The 23,330-nt window shown below is 33.7% G+C and carries 17 protein-coding genes; 11 read left to right on the top strand and 6 right to left on the bottom strand.

Annotated elements, in window-relative coordinates:
• Window positions 1-431 precede the first annotated feature (431 nt).
• Window positions 432-851 carry an OsmC family protein gene (locus APR43_RS05415; protein ID WP_053473558.1) on the top strand — a complete coding sequence of 140 codons (420 nt, stop codon included), beginning with the start codon at window positions 432-434 and terminating at the stop codon, window positions 849-851.
• A 71-nt stretch (window positions 852-922) separates the two neighbouring features.
• Here APR43_RS05415 and APR43_RS05410 read toward each other — a convergent pair whose 3' ends face one another.
• Together APR43_RS05410 and gyrA are read right to left on the bottom strand one after the other, a co-directional pair.
• Window positions 923-2,194, bottom strand: a complete 1,272-nt coding sequence (locus APR43_RS05410; protein ID WP_053473559.1) for a tetratricopeptide repeat protein — start codon at window positions 2,192-2,194, stop codon at window positions 923-925.
• Between the two features lie 46 nt (window positions 2,195-2,240).
• Window positions 2,241-4,883, bottom strand: a complete 2,643-nt coding sequence (gene gyrA / locus APR43_RS05405; protein ID WP_053473560.1) for a DNA gyrase subunit A — start codon at window positions 4,881-4,883, stop codon at window positions 2,241-2,243.
• Window positions 4,884-5,141: 258 nt separating this feature from the next.
• Between gyrA and APR43_RS05400 the strand changes: the two genes are divergently transcribed.
• The 4 genes from APR43_RS05400 (at window position 5,142) to APR43_RS05385 (ending at window position 10,460) form a co-directional block, all read left to right on the top strand.
• Window positions 5,142-7,688 (top strand): ATP-dependent Clp protease ATP-binding subunit, encoded by a 2,547-nt coding sequence (locus APR43_RS05400; RefSeq protein WP_053473561.1) that lies wholly within the window; start codon window positions 5,142-5,144, stop codon window positions 7,686-7,688.
• Window positions 7,689-7,829: 141 nt separating this feature from the next.
• The gene (gene rimK, locus APR43_RS05395) at window positions 7,830-9,197 is read left to right on the top strand and encodes a 30S ribosomal protein S6--L-glutamate ligase (RefSeq protein ID WP_053473562.1); all 1,368 of its coding nucleotides are present in this window, start codon (window positions 7,830-7,832) and stop codon (window positions 9,195-9,197) included.
• A gap of 28 nt (window positions 9,198-9,225) precedes the next feature.
• Window positions 9,226-9,843: a hypothetical protein gene (locus APR43_RS05390; protein WP_123924570.1), complete on the top strand. Its 618-nt coding sequence runs from the start codon at window positions 9,226-9,228 to the stop codon at window positions 9,841-9,843.
• Between the two features lie 95 nt (window positions 9,844-9,938).
• Window positions 9,939-10,460, top strand: a complete 522-nt coding sequence (locus APR43_RS05385; protein WP_053473564.1) for a DUF421 domain-containing protein — start codon at window positions 9,939-9,941, stop codon at window positions 10,458-10,460.
• 23 nt (window positions 10,461-10,483) lie between these two features.
• On the opposite strand, the gene APR43_RS05380 is transcribed toward APR43_RS05385, so the two are convergent.
• From APR43_RS05380 to hutH, 4 genes are all read right to left on the bottom strand, one after another.
• Window positions 10,484-10,987: a hypothetical protein gene (locus APR43_RS05380; protein ID WP_053473565.1), complete on the bottom strand. Its 504-nt coding sequence runs from the start codon at window positions 10,985-10,987 to the stop codon at window positions 10,484-10,486.
• A 254-nt stretch (window positions 10,988-11,241) separates the two neighbouring features.
• A complete protein-coding gene (locus APR43_RS05375) occupies window positions 11,242-12,585 on the bottom strand; it encodes an inorganic phosphate transporter (protein WP_053473566.1) in 1,344 nt (447 codons plus the stop codon).
• 30 nt (window positions 12,586-12,615) lie between these two features.
• Window positions 12,616-13,260: a DUF47 domain-containing protein gene (locus tag APR43_RS05370; RefSeq protein ID WP_053473567.1), complete on the bottom strand. Its 645-nt coding sequence runs from the start codon at window positions 13,258-13,260 to the stop codon at window positions 12,616-12,618.
• A gap of 48 nt (window positions 13,261-13,308) precedes the next feature.
• A complete protein-coding gene (gene hutH / locus APR43_RS05365; protein ID WP_053473568.1) occupies window positions 13,309-14,823 on the bottom strand; it encodes a histidine ammonia-lyase in 1,515 nt (504 codons plus the stop codon).
• Between the two features lie 639 nt (window positions 14,824-15,462).
• On the opposite strand from hutH, the gene thrA reads away from it, so the two are divergent.
• From thrA to APR43_RS05335, 6 genes are all read left to right on the top strand, one after another.
• Complete coding sequence (gene thrA / locus APR43_RS05360; RefSeq protein WP_053473569.1) at window positions 15,463-17,910, top strand: bifunctional aspartate kinase/homoserine dehydrogenase I; 2,448 nt, start codon at window positions 15,463-15,465, stop codon at window positions 17,908-17,910.
• Window positions 17,911-18,067: 157 nt separating this feature from the next.
• A complete protein-coding gene (locus APR43_RS05355) occupies window positions 18,068-18,991 on the top strand; it encodes a homoserine kinase (RefSeq protein ID WP_053473763.1) in 924 nt (307 codons plus the stop codon).
• Between the two features lie 357 nt (window positions 18,992-19,348).
• Window positions 19,349-20,638 (top strand): threonine synthase, encoded by a 1,290-nt coding sequence (thrC, locus tag APR43_RS05350; protein ID WP_053473570.1) that lies wholly within the window; start codon window positions 19,349-19,351, stop codon window positions 20,636-20,638.
• A gap of 260 nt (window positions 20,639-20,898) precedes the next feature.
• A complete protein-coding gene (locus APR43_RS05345) occupies window positions 20,899-21,582 on the top strand; it encodes a hypothetical protein (protein WP_053473571.1) in 684 nt (227 codons plus the stop codon).
• A 55-nt stretch (window positions 21,583-21,637) separates the two neighbouring features.
• A complete protein-coding gene (locus tag APR43_RS05340; protein ID WP_053473572.1) occupies window positions 21,638-22,345 on the top strand; it encodes an FRG domain-containing protein in 708 nt (235 codons plus the stop codon).
• A gap of 148 nt (window positions 22,346-22,493) precedes the next feature.
• The gene (locus APR43_RS05335) at window positions 22,494-23,162 is read left to right on the top strand and encodes a hypothetical protein (RefSeq protein WP_053473573.1); all 669 of its coding nucleotides are present in this window, start codon (window positions 22,494-22,496) and stop codon (window positions 23,160-23,162) included.
• The last annotated feature ends 168 nt before the right edge of the window (window positions 23,163-23,330 follow it).

Genomic DNA, 23,330 nt, shown 5'->3' with positions numbered 1-23,330 from the left:
TAAAAACAAAAACTTTGCAAACTTTGCGCAAATCCTTAGCGTTATTTTTTTAACGCAAAGACCGCAAAGATTTTTTTATTAAGGAATGTTTAAAAACATAAGTTCGCAAAGCTGTTGTCAAGACAAAGCTTTGCGAACTTTGCATACTAGTATAAAAACAAAAAACTTTGTAAACTTTGCGCAAATCCTTAGCGTTCTTTGCGTTAAACCTCCAATCCAATTTTCAACAAAAAACTTTGTGAACTTTGCGCAAATCCTTAGCGTTCTTTGCGTTAAAACCCTACAATTCAACTTTCAACAAAACCTAAAACTTAACATTCTCATTAAATTTCGTAAAACTATTCTGCAAAATATTGATTATATTTGAGTTACCACTATTAACAGAAAATCAAACAAATAACAATTAATACTAATTTTTAAATAACAAGAACATGAAATTTACAAGAAAAGCAAATGCTAACTGGCAAGGAACCGGCATGGAAGGAAAAGGAACTATAAGTACACAAAGTACAACGTTAGATAACGCACAATTGTCTTTTAAAACAAGATTTGCAGACGGAGTTGGAACAAACCCTGAAGAATTAGTCGCAGCGGCGCATTCTGGCTGTTTTACAATGCAGTTAAGCTTTTTACTTAACGAAGGCGGTTTCACTGCAGATGATTTATCTACAGAAGCGACAGTAACTTTTGAAGACGGAACGATAACTTTAATTCATTTAGATTTAAAAGGAAAAGTGCCATCAATATCTGCAGAAGAGTTTGAAAAAACGGCTGCGAAAGCAAAAGAAATCTGCCCTATTTCAAAACTTTTAAATACAACTATAACTTTATCAGCAACACTGGTGAGTTAAGTTATTTTCTAGGCATAAAAAAACCATCCCGTTTTACAGGATGGTTTTTTTTATATAATGAAATGCTAATATTAGTTCATTGTTGCTTTTAAAGCTTTTGCTTCAGCAGTCATTTCTAATGCTTTATAAACTCCTAATAATGTTTTAGCAACATCTTCGTTTTTAGGATCTAATTCATTTGCTTTTTTAAGGTAAGGAATAACACCTTTAAAAACACCTTCTCTTTGCGCTTTTAAAACGTCATAACGTTTCATATCTTTTGCAGAAGTACCCAATTTATTCATTTCGTCAATGATTGGTTTTTCAGCTTCTAATTTTAATGCCGCAAGGTTAAGGTATGCATTAGTATAGTTTGGATTGATTTCGATAGCTTTTAAATAATATTTCTCAGCGTCAGCTTCATTCTTAGAATTTGCACTTAATACTCCTAAGTTAAATACTAAATCAGCATTGTTTGGATCTTTTTGCAAAGCTTCTCCAACTAATTTTTTATACTGATCGTAATCTTTTGTTTCAAGGTATAAGTTAGCTTCTGTAAGAATCAAAGAGCTGTCATCCGGATTTGTTTTTCTGGCGTCCGCAATTGCTTTTTTAGCATCTTCGATTTTTCCTTTTTGAACTAAAATCAATGCTAAGTTTTTGTAGATTTCTCCTCTTTTTGAAGGAATTGCTTCTGTTTTAGGTTTTTCGTGAGTTCCTAATTTTACAGCTAAATCTCTTTCTTTAGCATTAGCAAAGTTATCTTCGTTGTTATTCGCTTTGTTTGTAGCTAAATATAAAGTTCCTTTACCAGAATAGTTTAATTTTTTCAACTCTTCATACATTGGAAGTGCTGTATCAAAATCCTGTGCGTTTACTGCTGTAGATGCTGCATAGTAAAGATTGATAGTATCTTTTTTATCTAACTGGTAAGCATCATATAATTTTTTAGCACCGTCAGAATGTTTGTTTGCCTGAGTATCTGCAATAGCTGAGTTAATCAACAAACCTTTGATATTTGTAATCGAAGCTGCTGCCTGAGTTGAATATTTCTGTTTTCCAGAAGCATTTTCAACATCAATTAATTTTTTGTAGCTGTCAGCCGCTGCAGTTAAGTTTTTACTTTCTTCAACTTTTTTAGTTGCAAGGTCTAAATAAGCATTTCCTTGTACAAAATAATATTGAGCCTGCTCCGTATCCTTTGCATTTACTATAGAGTTTTCAGCATCTTTTAGCTGCGCAAGTGCTCCTTGTGCATCACCGCTTTTCAATGCTTTTTCAGCATTTTTAATCTGATCTTTTTGAGCAAATGTAGCTACAGAAATCAGTAATGCTGACGCTAGTATAACATATTTACTTTTCATAATGTTCAATTTGTATATTTAATTTAATTTTCTTGTGGTTTTATTTTTATTCTTCCGATTCTTCTTCTTCAGAGTCATCGTCGTCTTCCACTACATCATCAGCGTCATCGTCATCATCATCAGCAGTTCCATCATCTTCAAGAACTTCATCCAGATCCGGCTTAACTCTTTCAATTGCAGATTTGACAACATTACCATCTTCATCTACAATAACTTCTTCTACATCATCTTTCATAACTTTTGTAACAGCAGCGATAGAATCTTTTCCTTTTAGGTTAATCAATCTAACACCTTGAGTAGCGCGTCCCATAACACGTAAATCCTCAATTGCCATTCTAATTGTTAATCCGGATTTGTTGATGATCATTAAATCATCAGAATCTGTAACGGCATTAATCGAAATTAATTTTCCTGTTTTCTCCGTGATATTTAGCGTTTTCACCCCTTTACCTCCACGGTTTGTAATTCTGTACACATCTTCTCCATCGTCATCAACTAATTTAGTACGTTTTCCGTATCCGTTTTCAGTTACAACTAATATTTGAGAATCAGCAACATCATTTTTAGCTACAGTAACCATACCAATTACTTCATCAGTATCATCTTTTAAAGAAATTCCACGAACTCCGGAAGCTGTTCTTCCCATCGGACGTGTTTTGGTTTCTTCAAAACGAACCAATTTACCAGACTTAACTGCCAGGATAATTTGGCTTTCACCGTCAGTTAATTTAGCTTCAAGTAATTCATCACCCTCCTTAATTGTAATAGCGGCAACTCCATTTACACGAGGTTTAGAATATTTCTCTAAAGAAGTTTTCTTAACCTGTCCTTGTTTCGTAACCATTACAAGGTTATGCGTATTGATATAATCTTTGTCTTTTAAGTCTTGTGTACAAATGAAAGCTTTTACTTTATCGTCGCTTTCAATATTCACTAAGTTTTGAATTGCTCTACCTTTTGCTGTTTTACTTCCTTCCGGAATTTCGTAAACACGCATCCAGAAACATTTTCCTTTTTGGGTAAAGAACATCATATATTGGTGGTTGGTCGCAACGAACATATGTTCAAGGAAATCCTGATCTCTTGTTCCCGCGCTTTTTTGACCAACCCCGCCTCTATTTTGAGTTTTGTATTCTGTTAAGTTGGTACGTTTGATATAGCCCGCATGCGAAATTGTAATAACTACATTTTCATCAGCAATCAAATCTTCGATACTTACATCTCCACCAGAATATTCAATTGTAGAACGACGTTCGTCACCGTATTTCTCACGAATTTCTTCAAGCTCTTCCTTAATTAGGTTCGTTCTTAAATTAACGTCTGCTAATAAAGCTTTTAAGTGCTCGATTAATTTCATTAATTCTTCAAACTCAGCTCTTAACTTATCTTGCTCCAGACCTGTTAACTGACGCAAACGCATCTCAACAATAGCACGGGCCTGAATATCTGACAAACTGAATCTTTCGATTAATTTTTCACGTGCCTCTTCTGTATTTTTAGAACCTCTGATGATCGCAATTACTTCGTCAATATTATCAGAAGCAATAATTAATCCTTCTAAGATATGTGCTCTTTCTTCGGCCTTACGTAATTCAAATTGCGTTCTGCGAACTACAACATCATGACGGTGCTCAATAAAGTAGTGAATCATATCTTTTAGATTCAACATTTGAGGACGTCCTTTTACAAGTGCAATATTGTTTACACTAAAAGAAGATTGTAATGAAGTGAATTTATATAAGGTATTTAATACTACGTTTGGTGTAGCATCACGTTTCAAGATATAAACGATACGCATACCGTTTCTATCAGACTCGTCACGAATATTGGCAATACCTTCAATTTTTTTGTCATTAACTAAATCAGCCGTACGTTTGATCATTTCGGCTTTGTTAACCTGATATGGAATTTCGGTAACAATAATACATTCTCTTCCATCAACTTCTTCAAAACCAACTTTGGCACGCATAACAATACGTCCTCTACCAGTTTTAAAAGCTTCGCGAACGCCTTCATAACCATATATTACACCACCGGTTGGAAAATCCGGAGCTTTAATATGTGTCATTAATTCGTCAACTTCGATATCATTATTATCAAGGTACGCTAATGTACCGTTGATAACTTCTGTTAAATTGTGCGGCGGCATATTAGTCGCCATACCTACTGCAATACCTGTTGCTCCATTTACTAATAAGGTAGGAACTCTTGTAGGCATTACTTTTGGCTCATATAAAGTATCGTCAAAGTTTAATTGAAAGTCAACTGTTTCTTTTTCGATGTCTGCCATAATATCTTCAGATATTTTACGCATTCTCGCCTCAGTATAACGCATTGCTGCCGGACTGTCACCATCAACAGAACCAAAGTTACCCTGACCGTCAACTAATAAATATCGCATACTCCATTCCTGAGCCATACGAACCATTGCATCATAAACAGAGGTATCACCGTGTGGGTGATACTTACCTAAAACCTCCCCTACAATTCTCGCAGATTTTTTGTGGGCAGATCTTGAAGTTACACCTAAATCATACATTCCGTAAAGAACTCTTCGATGCACTGGTTTCAAGCCATCTCTAACATCAGGAAGTGCTCTCGATACAATTACTGACATCGAATAATCGATGTAAGCTGATTTCATTTCATCTTCAATGTTAATAGGAATTAACTTTTCTCCTTCAGACATAAGTTGTTATGTTTTAATAATTACATTAGTTTCAAAGCGTGCCAAGATACGTTTTTTTAAATTTTTTTCAGCTATTTCCTTACACTTATTTAAATGATTTATTAACAACTTTATTTTAGGTTTTAGTTAATAAATTAAGCGTTTTTTAACGCTTTTATTGTTATTTTTTTTGTCAATTAGCTGACAATAGTTCTCGATGGGTATGGTTTTTGTTTTTCAAACTGTAATTCATTAAATTTACAATACCAATTATATATTATGGATGATAATTTTTCACCAAGAGTAAAAGATGTTATTACATACAGTAAGGAAGAAGCCCTTCGTTTAGGACACGACTTTATTGGTACTGAGCATCTAATGCTGGGCATTTTAAGAGATGGTAACGGAAAAGCTATTCATATACTTAATAACCTAGCAGTCGATCTAGACCATTTACGCAGGAAGGTAGAAATACTGAGTCCAGCCAACCAGAGCGTTGAGATAAATGCCGAAAAGAAAAACCTTCATCTGACCCGACAGGCCGAAAGGGCATTGAAGACCACTTTTCTTGAAGCTAAAGTATTTCAAAGTTCGTCGATTAGCACAGCTCACTTGCTTTTATGCATCTTACGAAACGAAAACGATCCAACAACCAAGCTGTTGAATAAGCTAAAAATAGATTATGACATAGCTAAAGAACAATATTTAAACATGACGCCAAACGAAGAAGAATTCTTAGAAAACTTGCCAAGAAACGAATCGTACAATGACGATTCAGGACAAGATGACAGTCTAAAGGAAAGTAGTTTTAATAATCCAGCCAATAAGTCAAACAAAAAATCTAAAACACCTGTTTTAGATAATTTTGGGAGAGATTTAACAGAAATGGCTGAAGAAGGAAAACTTGATCCTGTTGTAGGACGCGAAAAAGAAATTGAACGTGTTTCACAAATTTTAAGCCGAAGAAAAAAGAACAATCCGCTTCTTATTGGAGAGCCCGGAGTTGGTAAATCTGCTATTGCAGAAGGACTTGCTTTGCGTATTATCCAGAAGAAAGTATCCCGTATTCTTTTTCACAAACGTGTTGTAACATTGGATTTGGCAAGTTTAGTTGCCGGAACAAAATACAGAGGCCAGTTTGAAGAAAGAATGAAAGCCGTAATGAACGAGCTGGAGAAAAACGATGACATTATTCTTTTTATTGATGAAATCCACACTATTGTAGGAGCTGGAGGAGCAACAGGTTCACTTGATGCCTCAAACATGTTCAAACCTGCATTAGCAAGAGGAGAAATACAATGTATTGGTGCTACAACTCTTGATGAGTACAGACAATATATTGAAAAAGATGGTGCTTTAGAAAGACGTTTCCAAAAAGTAATTGTTGAACCAACTTCTGTTGAAGAAACAATTGCGATTTTGAACAACGTAAAAGACAAATACGAAGACCACCACAACGTTACTTATACACAGGAAGCAATTGAGGCTTGTGTGAAATTAACAAACAGATATATGTCTGAGCGTTTTTTACCGGACAAAGCTATTGATGCTATGGACGAAGCCGGATCTCGTGTTCACATTACTAATATTGATGTTCCAAAACAAATCTTGGATTTAGAACGTCAGTTAGAAGAAGTTCGCGAAATGAAAAACATGGTAGTTAAAAAACAAAAATATGAAGAAGCTGCCAAACTTCGCGATGATGAAAAACGTATCGAAAAAGATCTGGCTGTTGCACAAGAACAATGGGAAGAAGATTCTAAAAACAACAGAATTGAAGTTACAGAAGATAATGTAGCCGATGTTGTTTCTATGATGACAGGAATTCCTGTTAACAGAATTGCACAAACAGAAAGCAACAAATTAGCACAATTACCTCAATTAATTCAAAATAAAGTAATTGGTCAAAATGAAGCTGTTCTTAAAATTGCACGTTCTATTCAACGTAACAGAGCCGGACTTAAAGATCCTAATAAACCAATTGGTTCATTCATTTTCTTAGGTCAGACCGGAGTTGGTAAAACACAATTAGCTAAAGTTTTAGCAAAAGAATTATTCGATTCTGAAGATGCGTTAGTTCGTATCGACATGAGCGAATACATGGAAAAATTTGCTATTTCTCGTTTAGTTGGTGCGCCTCCGGGATACGTAGGTTACGAAGAAGGTGGTCAATTGACTGAAAAAGTTCGTAGAAAACCATATTGCGTTGTACTTTTAGACGAGATCGAAAAAGCACATCCAGATGTATTTAATATGATGTTACAAGTTTTAGATGACGGATATTTAACAGATAGTTTAGGTCGTAAAATTGACTTTAAAAACACTATTATTATCATGACATCTAACGTTGGAGCACGTCAGTTGAAAGACTTCGGACAAGGTGTTGGATTCGGAACTGCTGCAAAAGTGGCTCAGGCTGATGAAAACTCAAAAAGCATTATCGAAAATGCATTGAAAAAAACCTTTGCACCTGAATTCTTAAACAGAATTGACGACGTAATTGTATTCAACAGTTTAGAAAAAGGAGATATCGATTTGATTATCGAAATCGAATTGAAAAAACTTTACTCACGTATTGCTGAACTTGGTTACAAATTAAGCTTAACAGACAAAGCCAAAGCATTTATTGCCGAAAAAGGTTTTGACAAGCAATTTGGAGCAAGACCGCTTAAAAGAGCAATTCAAAAATATGTTGAAGATTTGTTAGCAGAAGAAATCATTACTTCGAAAATACATTCAGGCGATGAAATCATGATGGATTTGAAAGAAGATTCACAAGAACTTTCGGTAGAAATTCACAAAGCCGAAGAGCCGACAAATCAATAAATTACTTAAAATTTATAACAAAAATAATCCACCCGTTACGTTTTCATAACTTAACGGGTGTTTTTTTTGGATAATTTACTATCTTTAGTAAAAGCAAATAGCTATTTTTGAATTTAAATTCTATAATAAATAAAACAAAGTATGCTTCAAAACAAAGTCATTTTAGGCAGCGAAGAATGGTGCGCATTTCCAGAACTTGGAATCCCGACAATTAAGGCTCGTGTCGATTCTGGTGCCAAAACTTCGGCAATGCACGCTATCAACATAGCTCCTTTTATAAAAAATGATGCTAATTGGGTTAAGTTTGACATTAATCCGATTCAAAATAATATTAAAACCATCATTCATTGCGAAGCTCCGCTTGTTGATAAAAGAATTGTAAAAAGTTCTAGCGGTTTTAGAGAACACCGTTATGTAATTCAGACCAATATTAGAATTGGCGATTCAAAATGGCCAATCGAAATGACTTTGACCAATCGTGATTCGATGGGTTTCCGTATGCTTTTAGGACGCGAAGCCATGAGCGGACGTGTATTGGTTGATCCGGAAGAAAAATACTTACTTGGTCAACCTACAAGCGAAGCTTTAAAAGAATTATATCAAAACTCAGAAAAAGCAAGTTCTGGTTTACGAATTGGTCTTTTAGCCAGTAATCCGGAATTATACAGTAATAAAAGAATCATGGAAGCGGGCGAAATGCGCGGCCATGAAATGCATTTTTTGAACATCAAAGAATGTTACATGAAACTCGATGCCAAAACTCCGGAGATTCATTACAGAGGCGGAAAAATCTTAAATCAGTTTGATGCCATAATTCCCCGAATTCGACCAAGCATTACTTTTTACGGCTGTGCCTTAACACGTCAGTTTGAAGCATTGAAAGTTTTCGTTTTAAACTCCGCTACAGCAATAACACAATCAAGAGACAAATTATATTCACTGCAATTGCTTTTAAACAGCGGTATTGATATCCCAACAACTGGTTTTGCCAATTCTCCGCTGGATACAGACGATTTAATTAAGATGGTTGGAGGTTCTCCTCTAATTGTCAAGTTATTAGAAGGAACGCAAGGAAAAGGGGTTGTTTTAGCCGAAACTAAAAAAGCCGCAGAAAGTGTTATCAATGCTTTTAAAAGTTTAAATGCAAATATCTTAGTTCAGGAATTCATCAAAGAAGCAAATGGAAAAGATATCCGCTGCTTTGTAATTGACGGAAAAGTGGTTGCTGCAATTCAGCGTGAAGCAATGCCGGGCGAATTTAGAGCAAATATTCACCTTGGCGGAACAGCATCTGTAATCAAAGTAACTGCCGAAGAGAAAAAGATCGCTATTAAGGCCGCAAAAGCAATGGATTTAAAAGTAGCAGGCGTTGATATTATTCGTTCTTCAAAAGGACCATTATTGCTTGAAGTAAACTCTTCACCAGGTCTTGAAGGAATCGAAGGCGCAACAAATAAAGATATTGCCGGAGAAATGATTAAAGCAATTGAAAAGAATTTTAAACTATAATCAGAAGCTTTTTTTTAATATTCTATCAATGAAAAAAATCACAATCTTTCTAATTTTAATTATAACAAGCTGCAATAAAAATGATTGCCTTGATAATGAAAAAATTAGAAAGATTGAAACTGATAAAATTGTAGAAACTTTTATTAAACAAAACCGTATTGAGAATTCTAAAGACTCTTACGCAGTTTGCAACAGTTTCAAGAAACTTAAAATCAGCACTGAGGACATATACGCAAAACCTACAAAACCATCAGTTGTAAAACTTCCACCGAGGTTACCAATTATTCTCCAAAACACGGAAATTTATATCCAAATGTTATTGAACGCTAATCTGAAAGGGCAAAAAATATTCAGCGTCAAAGATTCAATAAATTTTGTAAAACAAAACAATTGCTTTTTAAAGTATACACTACCTGAAAAGATATCTAAAAAACTAAAAATAATTCCAGTATCAGAAATAGATAAAGCTAACGATTACATAATATTATCAATTCCAATATTTTCTGAAGATAACAAAAAAGCCTATATGGAAATTGATTGTTATTCAAAAGAATTGCCATATGGAGTATCAATATACTTAGAAAAAAAAGATACTATTTGGAAAATCATTGACACTAAAAATATTTGGGTCAAATGTTCTGGTTAAGTTCATCTAAACTTAATTCCAAATAAATAATTTAGCAGCTTTGTCAAAGTTTTAAAACTTTGACAAAGTTTTTTTTTAACTTTAAAATAAAAAATATGCTTTTCCCTTATTTAGATATTATTTTAAGAAGCGTTGCCGTCTATTTTTTTATGACAATTGCCTTACGCGTTTTTGGTAAAAAAGAACTTTCACAATTAAATACGGCAGATATTATTCTGATTTTACTAATTAGTAACTCCGTTCAAAATGCAATGGTTGGGCCAGACACAAGCCTTTCAGGAGGTTTAATTGCTGCATTAGTTTTATTTATAATCAATTTTATAATTAAAAAATTGACGCGCAAATACAAGGTTTTTGGCGAACTTTTATTAGACAAACCCGAAGTATTAATTCATGATGGAAAGCTCGATTTTAAAGCTTTAAGTAAATTAGATATTTCTGACGAAGAATTAAAGGAAGCCATGAGAGAACATGGAATCGAATTTTTTAAAAATGTAAAACTCGCAATGCTTGAGATTGACGGAACGATCAGTATAATTTCTGAAGATCAGGAAAAATTAAAACAAACGCATTATAAACGTAAGCACAATCACAAAAGTCTTCAAAATTTTAATTAAAGAGAAACAAAAAACTTTATTTCTTATTTCTTAAAAGGTATTTTTGATTTGCCATAAAATGATAAAAGTAAATCCTCATCCGCAAACCTCCCATCCAAATCATATCTCATAGGTGTTTTCACCAATAGTGTACTAAAGTTTCCTTCTACATCAATGTAAATCTTTTTCATATAATATCTTTCAGAAGAAATAAGACAGTCATTTATAGCAAATAACATTTTTTTTCGGGAAGATTTTTGAATCCCCATCATATCACTAACCTTAGCTATTACTAAAATAGTATCATTTCTTTCAACTGTATAATATTTTAATTTATCTGTATTTATGCCTTTCAAAGATTTACTGACCGATTCTTTTATAAAACAGGAAATTATATCCGATTCTTCATTTGGATTGCTGGTCACTTTCTTTTGATCTACTTTTAAGCGAATTCTTCTTATATCATCGTTGCCTTTACAAGAGAAAAGCAAAAAAAACACCAATAAGAAAAGCGGTGAAAGCTTATTGTTTTTAAAGATATGTATCAATTGGAATTAGCAGTTTTAAAAACTCATTTCAATCTATTTCAATACTTTAGAAAATGAGTTTACATGTTTAATAATCCTGCAAATATCAATTTACAAAATATTAAAAATGACTGCTAAAAATTTTAAAAACACCATTTACAGACATATTTCCATTTACAATTTAGCGCAATAAAAAAGCCGATTTCAAATTGAAATCGGCTTTTTTATTATGTTGACAAAATGCGATTTACATCTCACATTTCATATTCATCGTTTTACGAAATAAACAAACTTAGTATAAAATAAACCAAACCTGCTAATATTGCTGAAATTGGAATAGTTAGAATCCAAGCCCAAACTAAACTTACGGTAACTCCCCAGCGAACTGCAGAAACACGTTTTGTTAATCCAACACCAATAATAGATCCTGTAATGGTATGCGTTGTACTTACGGGAATTTTTAAATGCTCTGTAAAATAAAGTGTTAAAGCTCCGGCAGTTTCAGCAGCAACTCCTTCAAATGAACTTACTTTTGTGATTTTAGAACCCATTGTTTTTACAATTTTCCATCCACCACTTAAAGTTCCCGCTGCAATTGCAGAATAACAAGCTAACGGAATCCATCCCGGCATTACTCCTTTTATTCCCAAATCATCATTTGGCAGAACAACATCTAACCAAGAAGCCATGTGAACTCCAGGATTTGTATTGATATAAACCGCTACAGCAGCAGCGATAATACCCATTACTTTTTGAGAATCATTTCCTCCGTGACCTAAACTGAAAGCCGCAGAAGATAATAACTGCATTTTTTTCAAAGCAGCATCAGCCTGATGAAGATTTAAACTGCTGAATATTAAACAAAATGCACTTACAGTTAAAATAATAAAGGCTACTAAAAACCATTTAATATTATGAGGGTCAAAAGCTATACTCCAAAAATGAGAATCAAAACGAGGTTTTCCATGCTCTAAAATTTCATCATAAGAAACCATTTGAGCGTATACAAACCAAATAGTTCCAAGCATTAAAGCTACAGTAAATACTTTAGGCCAAATACTTTTACGAGAAGCATTTAATAACCAGATAGAAATTAAATACGATGCCAAAGCTCCCAATAGAGGTGCCAGTACAATAAAAGCAATGATAATCAAAACCCCAGAAGGCATTCCGCCATCTTTTCCGGCCTTATACCAGCTTACAATTTGATACCAGTAATGTGTTGTTCCATCCTCTCCAACATAACCAGAAAAACCATGAACTGCAATAGCGTGCGCAACCGCCGCTCCTGCAAAACCTCCAATTAATGTATGAGAAGAACTTGAAGGAATTCCTAACCACCAAGTCAATAAATTCCAGCAAATTGCCGCAATAACCCCGGCAAGAATTACAACCAGGTTAATTTCCATTGTGTGCGCTGTTTTTGCAACAGTATCTGCAACACCAAATCCGAAAACCCAATAAGCTAAAAAGTTAAAAAATGCTGCCCAAAGAACGGCCTGAAAAGGCGTTAAAACCTTTGTAGCAACAACAGTCGCTATAGCATTTGCCGCATCATGAAAACCATTGATGTAATCAAAAATTAAGGCTAATACTATAATTAATATAAGTAGCGTCATAAAATTATAACTTCAGAATGAAAGATTGAATTAAGAATGTTTTACAGAAATAGATTCTAGTATGTTCGCAACACTCTTACATTTGTCTGTTGCTGATTCTAAAACAGATAACACCTCTTTATATTTAATGATATTTTTAGCGTCTGTTTCGTTTTCAAAAATTTCAAAAACTGCTTTGTTATATACATTATCAGATTTGTTTTCCAGTTTATTAATTCTGGCACAAGCATCTTTAATGATTTTAAAATTCTTTAAATTTCTTAACTCTTTTACAGCACTGTCAATGTTTTGACAAGCCTCAAGGTTAATTTCTGTCATTCTTCTGATAGATTTTGTAATCTTATCAACCTGATACAATCTCATACGGCTTGCTGCACCATGAAGGTAATCAGCAACGTTATCAATAGAAGTAATTAATGTATGGATATCCTCTCTGTCAAATGGAGTGATAAAGTTTCTGCTTAATTCCAAGTTGGTCTGACGTGTAATGTCCTCTCCTCTTTGTTCTAATTCGTCAATCTTTTGAAAAAGAATTTCTCTTTCTTTCAATGGAAGGTTTACCGCTTCGTGTAAATTAGAAGCTAATTCAATTAAATTGCTTGAAGCCTCTTCAAAAAGTGGAAAGAATTTTTTGTCTTTCGGCACTAAAAATTGGAAAATACTGTTTATTGACATTTTTATATTTTTGATAGTGCAAAATTACTTCAATAATATTTTACAATGTTAAGCCATTGTTAACAAATCGTTTTCTATTTGGAAACTCTCCAGGAACGAAACTGTGTTTTCAATATCATAATGTAAGATTCTATCTTCCTTAACCAATGGTACAACTTCTCTATAACTATTTAAGAACATTTCTATGAAATCACTTGATTTTAAAGGCTCTCTGTAAGCAACTGCCTGAGATGCATTCAACAATTCAATCGCTAAAATACGCACTAAATTATCTAAAACCCGTAAGGCTTTTGTAGCTCCGTTTGCTCCCATGCTCACATGATCTTCCTGTCCGTTGCTCGAAACAATACTGTCAACACTAGCCGGAGTCGCTAATTGCTTGTTTTGACTGGCAATACTTGCTGCAGTATATTGCGGAATCATGAACCCAGAATTTAATCCCGGATTATCAACTAAAAATGCCGGAAGATTACGCAAACCGGAAATTAACTGATACGTTCTTCTTTCAGAAATACTTCCTAATTCTGCCAAAGCAATTGCCATAAAATCTAAAGCCAAAGCTAAAGGCTGTCCGTGGAAATTTCCTCCCGAAATAATCTGATCCGCTTCTATAAATATATTTGGATTATCTGTAACCGAATTTATTTCGGTTTTAAATACTTTTCGAACATAATCAATTGCATCTTTTGAAGCACCATGAACTTGCGGCATACAACGGAAAGAATACGGATCCTGAACATGTTTCTTTTCCTGAGCGATAATTTCACTTCCGTCTAAAAATTCAGTAATACGCTGCGCCGTTACGATTTGTCCTTTATGCGGACGTATATAATGTATCAATTCATTGAATGGCTCAATTCTTCCATCAAAACCTTCTAAAGAAATAGTTCCGATTAAATCTGCCAAATACGAATATTTATAAGCTTTAATTAAAATATGAGCTCCATAAGCACTCATAAACTGCGTTCCGTTTAACAAAGCCAAACCTTCTTTTGACTGTAAAACAATTGGTTCCCAGTTAAAATGTTTTAAAACTTCGGCAGAAGCCACTTTTTTACCTTCAAAATAAACTTCTCCTTCTCCTATTAAAGGTAAAGACAAATGTGCCAGCGGTGCTAAATCTCCAGAAGCTCCAAGTGAACCCTGAGTATAAATTACCGGTAAAATATTATTATTATAAAAATCAACCAAACGGCTTAAAGTAATCAATTGAACTCCAGAATGTCCATAGCTTAAAGATTGGATTTTAAGCAAAAGCATCATTTTTACAATTTCTGCCGGAACTTCCTCTCCAGTTCCGCAAGCATGAGATTTTACTAAGTTTTCCTGAAGTTTTGATAAATTTTCATTAGAGATTTTTACACTATATAAAGATCCAAAACCAGTATTGATTCCGTAAATTGGTGTCGTAAGTGATGCCATTTTTTTATCTAAATAATCACGGCATTTTTGAACATTTACTTTAGCTTCCTCAGATAACTCAAGCGCCTTATCATTTACTAAAATTTCCTGTAAAGTTTCAAGCGTTATAGTTTCAGTACTTATATAATGAATATCTCTCATGACATTTTTAAATTTAAGGTATCAAAATTCAACAAATCAATATTAAAAAGCAACATTTTATCACAATAATTAAAATTTCGACAGAACCCAATCTTTACTTTTATTTATTTGACAATAGTAAAATGTAGATTATCACGGTCTTTTGCTCCTTTTTTTAGTAAAAATCTAGTCGGGAAAGTATCTGTTTTTCCGTTTCAAATTATCAGAAATATATTAAAACGCTAACTTAACATCTTTAATTTTAACAAATGCTCAATATTGAAATCTAAGGATTTAAATTATTAAAATATTCGCAAAAAGGCTTTCAAAATTTTTAACTCGTATAAAAATCTGTACTTTTGAAAAATCAAAAATGAAAAGTAACAGCACAAAATATCAATCTACAATGACAACTCAAACAGGAGTTGCAATTGCTGCTACAACAATTTCTACTACAACAACTACTACCCCTTAGGGGTATACATTTTTACATATAATCCAGATTATCTATACTTTTTTCGCAAAAGAAGAAAGGTATTGGATACATAAAAAACATTTACAAAGAAAAAAATAGTCGCAGTTTTCAGTTTCAGTTCACAGTTGATAACCTTTGAACCTTTGTTACTCAAAAGCTTTGCACCTTATTAAAAAATATCAAAAATGAAAGTATTAAAATTTGGCGGAACTTCGGTTGCCAATGCTCAAAATATAAAACTAGTTCTCGAAATTGTTAACCAAAAAGCGAAGCAGGATAAATTAGTAGTTGTAGTTTCTGCACTTAGTAAAGTAACTGACTTATTGCAATTAGCAGCAGCAAAAGCGGCAGCAAACGACGAAGGCTTTAGAGATATCGTTGCCGAAATCGAGAAAAAACACCTTGACACACTTAAAGAACTTATTCCGGTAAGCGAGCAAAGCAGTTTGTTGAGCCATGTAAAAAGAATCATAAACCATTTAGAAACTTTATTAGACGGTTGTTTCCTTTTAGGCGAATTATCACCAAGAACTGCCGATACTATTTTAAGTTTTGGAGAATTGCTTTCGTCATATATCATCGCGCAGGCTTTTCAGCAAACAGAAAAAGATGCGGTTTACAAAGACAGCCGTGAGTTAATTAAAACAAATGCTGATTTTGGAAAAGCAGCCGTAAACTTCGAAATTTCAAATCAATTGATTCAGGAATATTTTGCTTCGAATCAATCAAAAATCAATATTCTTCCGGGATTTATCGCACAGACTTTAGACGGAATCACTTCGACTTTAGGACGCGGCGGATCTGATTATACTGCGGCAATTATTGCCGGAGCAATCGATGCGGAACAACTGGAAATCTGGACTGACGTAAACGGGATGTTTACTGCAAACCCTAAAATCGTAAAACAAGCACAGCCAATTGCGAATATTTCGTATCAGGAAGCGATGGAATTGTCGCATTTTGGTGCCAAAGTTTTGTACCCGCCAACAATTCAGCCGGTTTTAAGAAAAAATATTCCAATTCTGATAAAAAATACTTTTGAACCAGAAGCGGTAGGAACTTTGATTTCTGATACTGTTATTTCAAAAGATACTGTTGTAAAAGGAATCAGTCATATTGATCATATTTCCCTGCTGACACTTGAAGGTCCTGGAATGATTGGTGTTGCGGGTTCTTCAAGACGTTTGTTTGAAGTATTGTCTCAGGAAAAAATCAATGTAATTTTTATTACTCAGGCTTCTTCTGAACATTCAATTTGTATCGGAATTTTAAATTCTGATGCTGATAATGCCGAAGCTGCGATTAACAGAGCTTTTGAAATCGAAATTGCACAAAACAAAATCGATCCTTGTTATGTAGAAAAAGACCTTTGCATTATTGCTTTGGTTGGTGAAAACATGAAAAATCACCAAGGTTTAAGCGGAAGAATGTTCTCAACTTTAGGAAAAAACAACGTAAACATTCGTGCGATTGCGCAAGGTGCTTCTGAAAGAAATATCTCGACTGTAATTAACGAAAGAGACGTTAAAAAAGCACTGAATACTTTACATGAAAACTTCTTTGAAGAAAACACAAAACAGCTGAATTTATTTGTAATGGGAGTTGGAAATGTGGGAGAAAAATTCATCGAACAAATTCACAATCAAAGAAAGTTTTTAAAAGACAATTTAAAGATTAATGTTCGCGTAATTGCATTGTCAAACTCAAGAAAAATGCTTTTTGATGAAGACGGAATTTCATTAAAAGACTGGAAATCGACTTTAGACAAAGCTGAAGCAGCTATTCCTACAGAATTCATCGCACGTGCCAGAGAATTGAATTTACGTAACAGCATTTTTGTTGATATTACAGCAAATGCAGGCGTTTCTGAAATGTATGAGAAGTTCTTAAAAGAAAGCATTGCCGTTGTAACTTGTAATAAAATTGCTTGTTCATCTGCTTACGACAATTACAAAAAACTAAAAAGTTTATCTCGTCAATATAACGCTCCGTTTTTATTTGAAACGAATGTTGGTGCGGGATTACCAATTATAGATACTGTAAAAAACCTTATTGCATCTGGCGATAAAGTGCATAAAATTCAGGCGGTTTTATCGGGAAGTCTGAACTTCATTTTCAACAACTTCGATAAAAACAATTCTTTCCACGATGTGGTAAAAGAAGCCGGAGTTCAGGGATTCACAGAACCTGATCCAAAAATCGACTTAAGCGGAATCGACGTTGCACGTAAAATCCTGATTCTTATTCGCGAAAGCGGTTACGAAATGGATATTGACGCCATTGCAAACGAATCGTTTTTACCAGCAGAATGTTTAGCAACAACAAACAACGAAGACTTTTTTGCATCGTTAATTAAACATGCTTCTCATTTTGAAGGCATTTACAAAGAAGCTTTAGCCAAAGATTCAAGATTGAAATACGTAGCACAATTCGAAAACGGAAAAGCAAGCGTTGGTCTGCAATTCATCCCAAAAGATCATCCTTTCTACAATTTAGAAGGAAAAGACAATATCGTATTGTTCTACACAGATCGTTACGTAGATCAGCCTTTATTGATAAAAGGCGCCGGAGCCGGAGCAGCGGTAACAGCATCAGGAATTTTTGCTGACGTTATTCGAATAGGTAATGTATAGCCGCTAAGGCACTGACGCTAAGTTTTTAAGTTTTTATTCTTTGAGACTTAGCGCAAAAAATAAAAAATCTTTGCGTCTTTGCGCCTTCGTGGCAAAAACCAAAGCCTTAAAAAATAAAACTTTGTGACTTTGTGCCTTCGTGGCAAAAACCAAAAAAATGAAAGAAATAAAACTATTTTGCCCGGCAACTATCGCAAACCTTTCCTGCGGATTTGACGTATTGGGACTTTGCTTAGACAATGCGGGCGATGAAATGATTGTTCGAAAAGTCGATCAAAAAGGAGTACGAATCACTAAAATTGTGGGTGCCGATTTGCCTTTAGAAACTGAGAAAAACGTTTCTGGAGTTGCAGCTTTGGCAATGCTTGAAACTTTAGACGAACTAGATTTTGGATTCGAAATCGAAATTTATAAAAACATAAAAGCCGGAAGCGGAATTGGAAGCAGCGCTGCAAGTTCTGCCGGAGCGGTTTTCGGAATTAATGAATTATTAGGAAGACCGTATTCTCGTAAAGATTTGGTTCAGTTTGCGATGCAAGGCGAGAAATTAGCCAGCGGAAACGCGCACGCAGACAACGTTGCTCCTGCCCTTTTAGGCGGATTTACTTTGGTAAGAAGTTATGCTCCGCTTGATATTATCAGAATTGACAGCCCGGAAGAATTATTTGCAACGGTAGTTCATCCACAAATTGAGTTGAAAACTTCTGATGCACGTTCAGTATTAAAACAAACCGTTTCCCTAAAAAGTGCGATTATGCAATGGGGAAATGTAGGCGGACTTATAGCGGGTCTTTACACAAAAGATTACGATTTGATTGGACGTTCGCTTCATGACGAAATCGTTGAGCCTTTAAGAAGCGTTTTGATTCCCGGATTTGATTTAATCAAACAAACGGCTCTTGAAAACGGTGCTTTAGGCTCTGGAATTTCAGGTTCCGGTCCATCAATTTTCGCTTTAAGCAGAGGAAAAGAAACCGCCGAAAAAATCGCAAAAGCCATGAGCGACGTTTACGAAAAAATGAATTTACCATATGAAATTCACGTTTCGAAAATAAACCCTGATGGAGTTAGAATTTTGTAGAAGAGTATTAAGTACGAAGAATTAAGTATTAAGACAAAGTTTGTCAGGCTGAGCGAAGTCGAAGCCCACGCAAAGTGAGTCGCACCCAGTTTGTCATTTCGACGAAGGAGAAATCTCCACGAGAAGCTCGACAAAGATTAGATTAACGTTGCGGAGTTACTTGCGGAGATTTCTCCTTTCAGTCGAAATGACAAACTTTGAAAATTTACATTATGTCTATACGTTGCGGGGCTTCGACTTCGCTCAGCCTGACAAAACTAACACATAATTGAAAACATAAACTATTGGAATTTGGAATTTAAAATTTGGAATTTTCCTCCAATCTAAAATCTAAAATCTAAAATCTAAAATATCAAAATGAAATACTACAGTTTAAACCATAATGCCCCAAAAGTTTCTTTTCAGGAAGCCGTAATACAAGGATTAGCGAGTGATAAAGGATTATATTTCCCAGAAAGCATAACACCGCTTAATCCTTCTTTTTTTGATAAAATTGAAAGCTTAAGCCACGAAGAAATTGCCTTTGAAGCGATTAAACAATTCGTTGGCGATGAAATCCCGGCAGAAAAACTAAAAGAAATCATTGCTGATACTTTAGTTTTTGATTTTCCGGTTGTGAAAGTCGAAAACGGAATCTATTCATTAGAATTATTTCACGGCCCAACAATGGCATTTAAAGACGTTGGAGCACGTTTTATGTCACGTTGTCTGGGATATTTCAATAAAGACAAAAAAGAAGCTAAAAACACTGTTTTAGTTGCAACTTCGGGAGATACGGGTGGAGCCGTTGCCAGCGGATTTTTAGGCGTTGACGGCGTTGATGTTGTCATTTTATATCCGTCGGGAAAAGTGAGCGATATTCAGGAAAAACAATTGACAACTTTAGGACAAAACATTAAAGCGCTAGAAGTTGACGGTGTTTTTGATGATTGTCAGGATATGGTGAAAAAAGCGTTTTTAGATGAAACTTTAGCGCATAAAAACCTGACTTCGGCGAATTCTATTAATATTGCGCGCTGGTTGCCGCAAATGTTTTATTTCTTCTTTGCTTACAAAGCGTTGAAAAGCCAAAACAAACCTTTAGTTTTTTCTTGTCCAAGCGGAAACTTCGGAAATATTTGCGCCGGAATTATGGCAAAGAAATTAGGTTTACCAATTGAGCATTTTGTAGCTTCTACAAACGTAAACGACACGGTGCCAAGATTTTTAGAAAACGGAAAATACGATCCAAAACCTTCTAAAGCAACTATTTCTAACGCAATGGACGTTGGAAACCCAAGTAACTTTATTAGAATTCAGGAATTGTACAACAATGACTTAAAAGCTTTCGAAAAAGATTTCTCATCTTATAGTTATACTGATGAAGAAACTCTTGAAGCTCTAAAGAAAATTTATAACACAGACGGTTATATCGCAGAACCGCACGGCGCTGTTGGCTATTTAGGTTTGAAAAAAGAGCTTCAAAAACACAGCAATGCAATTGGTATTTTCTTAGAAACGGCCCATCCTATTAAATTCTTGGATGTTGTTGAACCGGCGCTAGGAATTACACTTCCTATTCCTGCTCAAATTGAGAGTGTTATTAATGAGAAGAAAGTTAGTGTGAAGATTGGGACTTATGAGGAGTTGAAAAGTTTTCTAGGGTAAAAAAAATATAATAAATGATTAAAGCGAGTAAAAGTTTTTTACTCGCTTTTTTTATTGCATTACCATTAATTATCTTGAATTAAAATATAAAAATATCAAGTACGGAAATCCGTAAAAATTGGCAAGAAAAAAAACATATATTTGAAAAGCTAGAAAACGAAATAAAGTTTCGCTTATCTACCCTATTTGAGGTGTATATGCGAAAGTTTGTTTCGCATATAAATGAGTTATGTGCAATTTTAAAGAAATAATATTGAAAAATGGAAATGATAAAGAGTTTATTTGAAAATTCATTTTTTCAAAATGTATTAAGTGGTACTATAGGTGGATTTGTTGTTTATTTAGTTCAGAAATTATCTGATAAAAGTGCAAAATCTAAAGAAAACATAAGTAATTCAATAGTTGGAAAAAAAGAACTTAAAATTTTAAGCGAAGATTTTTTATATCAGTATGAACCTCACAAAATAACTGTTGAAAAAATTATCGAAGAGTTTGGAAAACCAATAAAAATTTTCAAAGCTGAAAACAACTGTAAATCAAATGTTTTTGAATTCAGAAATGCTAAAGTAGAAATATTCGAGGATTTAGAATATAATTCAATAACATCAATTACGGTTTTCTCTAAACTTGATAAAAAATTTCCAGTAAAATGTAGAGTATCTTTTGAGGACGATGAGAGAATTTTAGGAAATGCCAAAATATCCGATGTGATAATCAAAGATTGTTTCTTTTTTGAGAGTTATAATACTCCGCTTGGTTATGAAACTATAATAGGATGTTTAAATGCATATAGACAAACAAAACATTTAAAATACTTTTATCAAATAGATGGTCAATTTAAATCTGTAGAAGAGACAAAAGGCGAAATCATAAAGCAAGTTTGTGTAACTCAACTTGAAAGCATTCATCCATTTTTCTCTTATTACGACACATTTTATGAATAAAAAAAACTACACATAACAGCCGTTTGGCGATAACTTTTAGAAAATATTGCTTAATATGAGAAAATATAAAATAAATTCTTTTCAAGATTTTTTACTCCATATCGAAGATACTGAGTTGATAGGTTATGATATAAATCTTTTTCGTGGACAATCTGTTAATCAACCGTTATTGCCATCAATTTGTAGAGACGAGCCTAAAACAGATACCACAGAAACTGAAATCAAAATGCTGGAAGATTTCAAAAGACGTTCTTCTTTACTAATTACTAAAAATTTCAAAACTGACTGGGAATGGTTAGTATATGCTCAACATTTTGGTTTAAAAACAAGATTACTAGATTGGACAAGCAATCCATTAGTTGCATTGTGGTTTGCTTGTCAAAACCAATATGCAATGGAAAAAAATTCTTATGTATATATTCTTTCTTGCGGTGAGAAAATGCGAGTTGACTTATCTAAAAATCAGTCGCCATTTGAAACTACAAGTACAAAAATTTTAAGACCAACTTTGAATAATGAAAGAATAGTAGCCCAAGCAGGTTGGTTTACGGCTCATAGATACTCCAAAACAGATAATCAATTTGTAACTTTAGAAAAGAATATAAACCTTAAAAGTCATTTAACTGAAATTGAAATTCCAGCACAATTGAAAAAAGAATTGCTTCGAAAATTGTCTATGTTTGGAGTAAATAATCAAACAATTTTTCCAGATGTTAATGGCCTAAGTTTGCATTTGAATTGGAAATATTCAGCAAATAAATAATAAAGCAACCGCTAACAGCTACTACAACGGATTTAGGCAATAGCCTTAATGGAAAAATGATTTGGCAAATCCGAAGAATAGGCTTGATTTAGTTCCAAACCCGCTTTAGTAGCGGAACATTAGCATTAATTTTAAAAAAAATACCAAATTGAAAGATTTTATAATTAATTTAATATGTGGATTTCTTGGAGGTTTTTTCGTTTATTATATTCAGACTAGAAACGAAAAAAATAAAAGAAAAAATCATATTGAAGAAAAATTAAAAGACAGCAGAAAGATTATTCCAAAGGATTTTATTCATTCTATAACTATTGGAATGTCAATGGTTAAACTTGAAGAATTTATCGGCTTACCATTATTTGCTTACACAATTGATGAAAATGAATTATTTGGAAATGATTTAATTGTGAATATTAATGAATATAGATTTGAAAATTGTCTCATAAAAATTTTACATCAAAATAATCAATTATCAGCTATTCTTATTTCAAGTTATTTAGATAGTAAAATAGAACTAATAAAATACGATTCAGAAATAGAAAATCCAACAATTGGAAATTTTTGCGTTGACTATACTTTTGAATCAGATAATAATGAAATTATACACGAAATAACTTCGAGAGATAGTTGGTTTGGAATTATTGAATATCACGGAAGAATGGGAAATTATAATCATTTTTGCTATTATGGAGTGAAATTTTTTGGAATTGATGAAGCGGAAAATTTAAATATTGAAAAATTGAAGGGATCTGTAATTGATGGGTTTGGAATTTCATCTAATCCAGAACTTTTTAAATATTATTCATCAACATTTTAGAAGAAAAAACTCCTACCAACAGCCGTTACCCCCGCTAGCGCGAGCGTCCCGCTCGTGAACGCAAAGAAATTCAAAACCAATTGGAACGTGCACGAGCGAGACGCTCGCGCTAGCAATAGAACAAAAAAAAGAGACCTCATAAAAAGGTCTCTTTTCAATTTAATATAT

This window comes from Flavobacterium sp. NLM, from assembly GCF_002210235.1.
Lineage (GTDB): Bacteria > Bacteroidota > Bacteroidia > Flavobacteriales > Flavobacteriaceae > Flavobacterium > Flavobacterium panici.
Note: the sequence above shows the minus strand (reverse complement) of the source record. Positions and strands in the feature narration are given on the sequence as shown.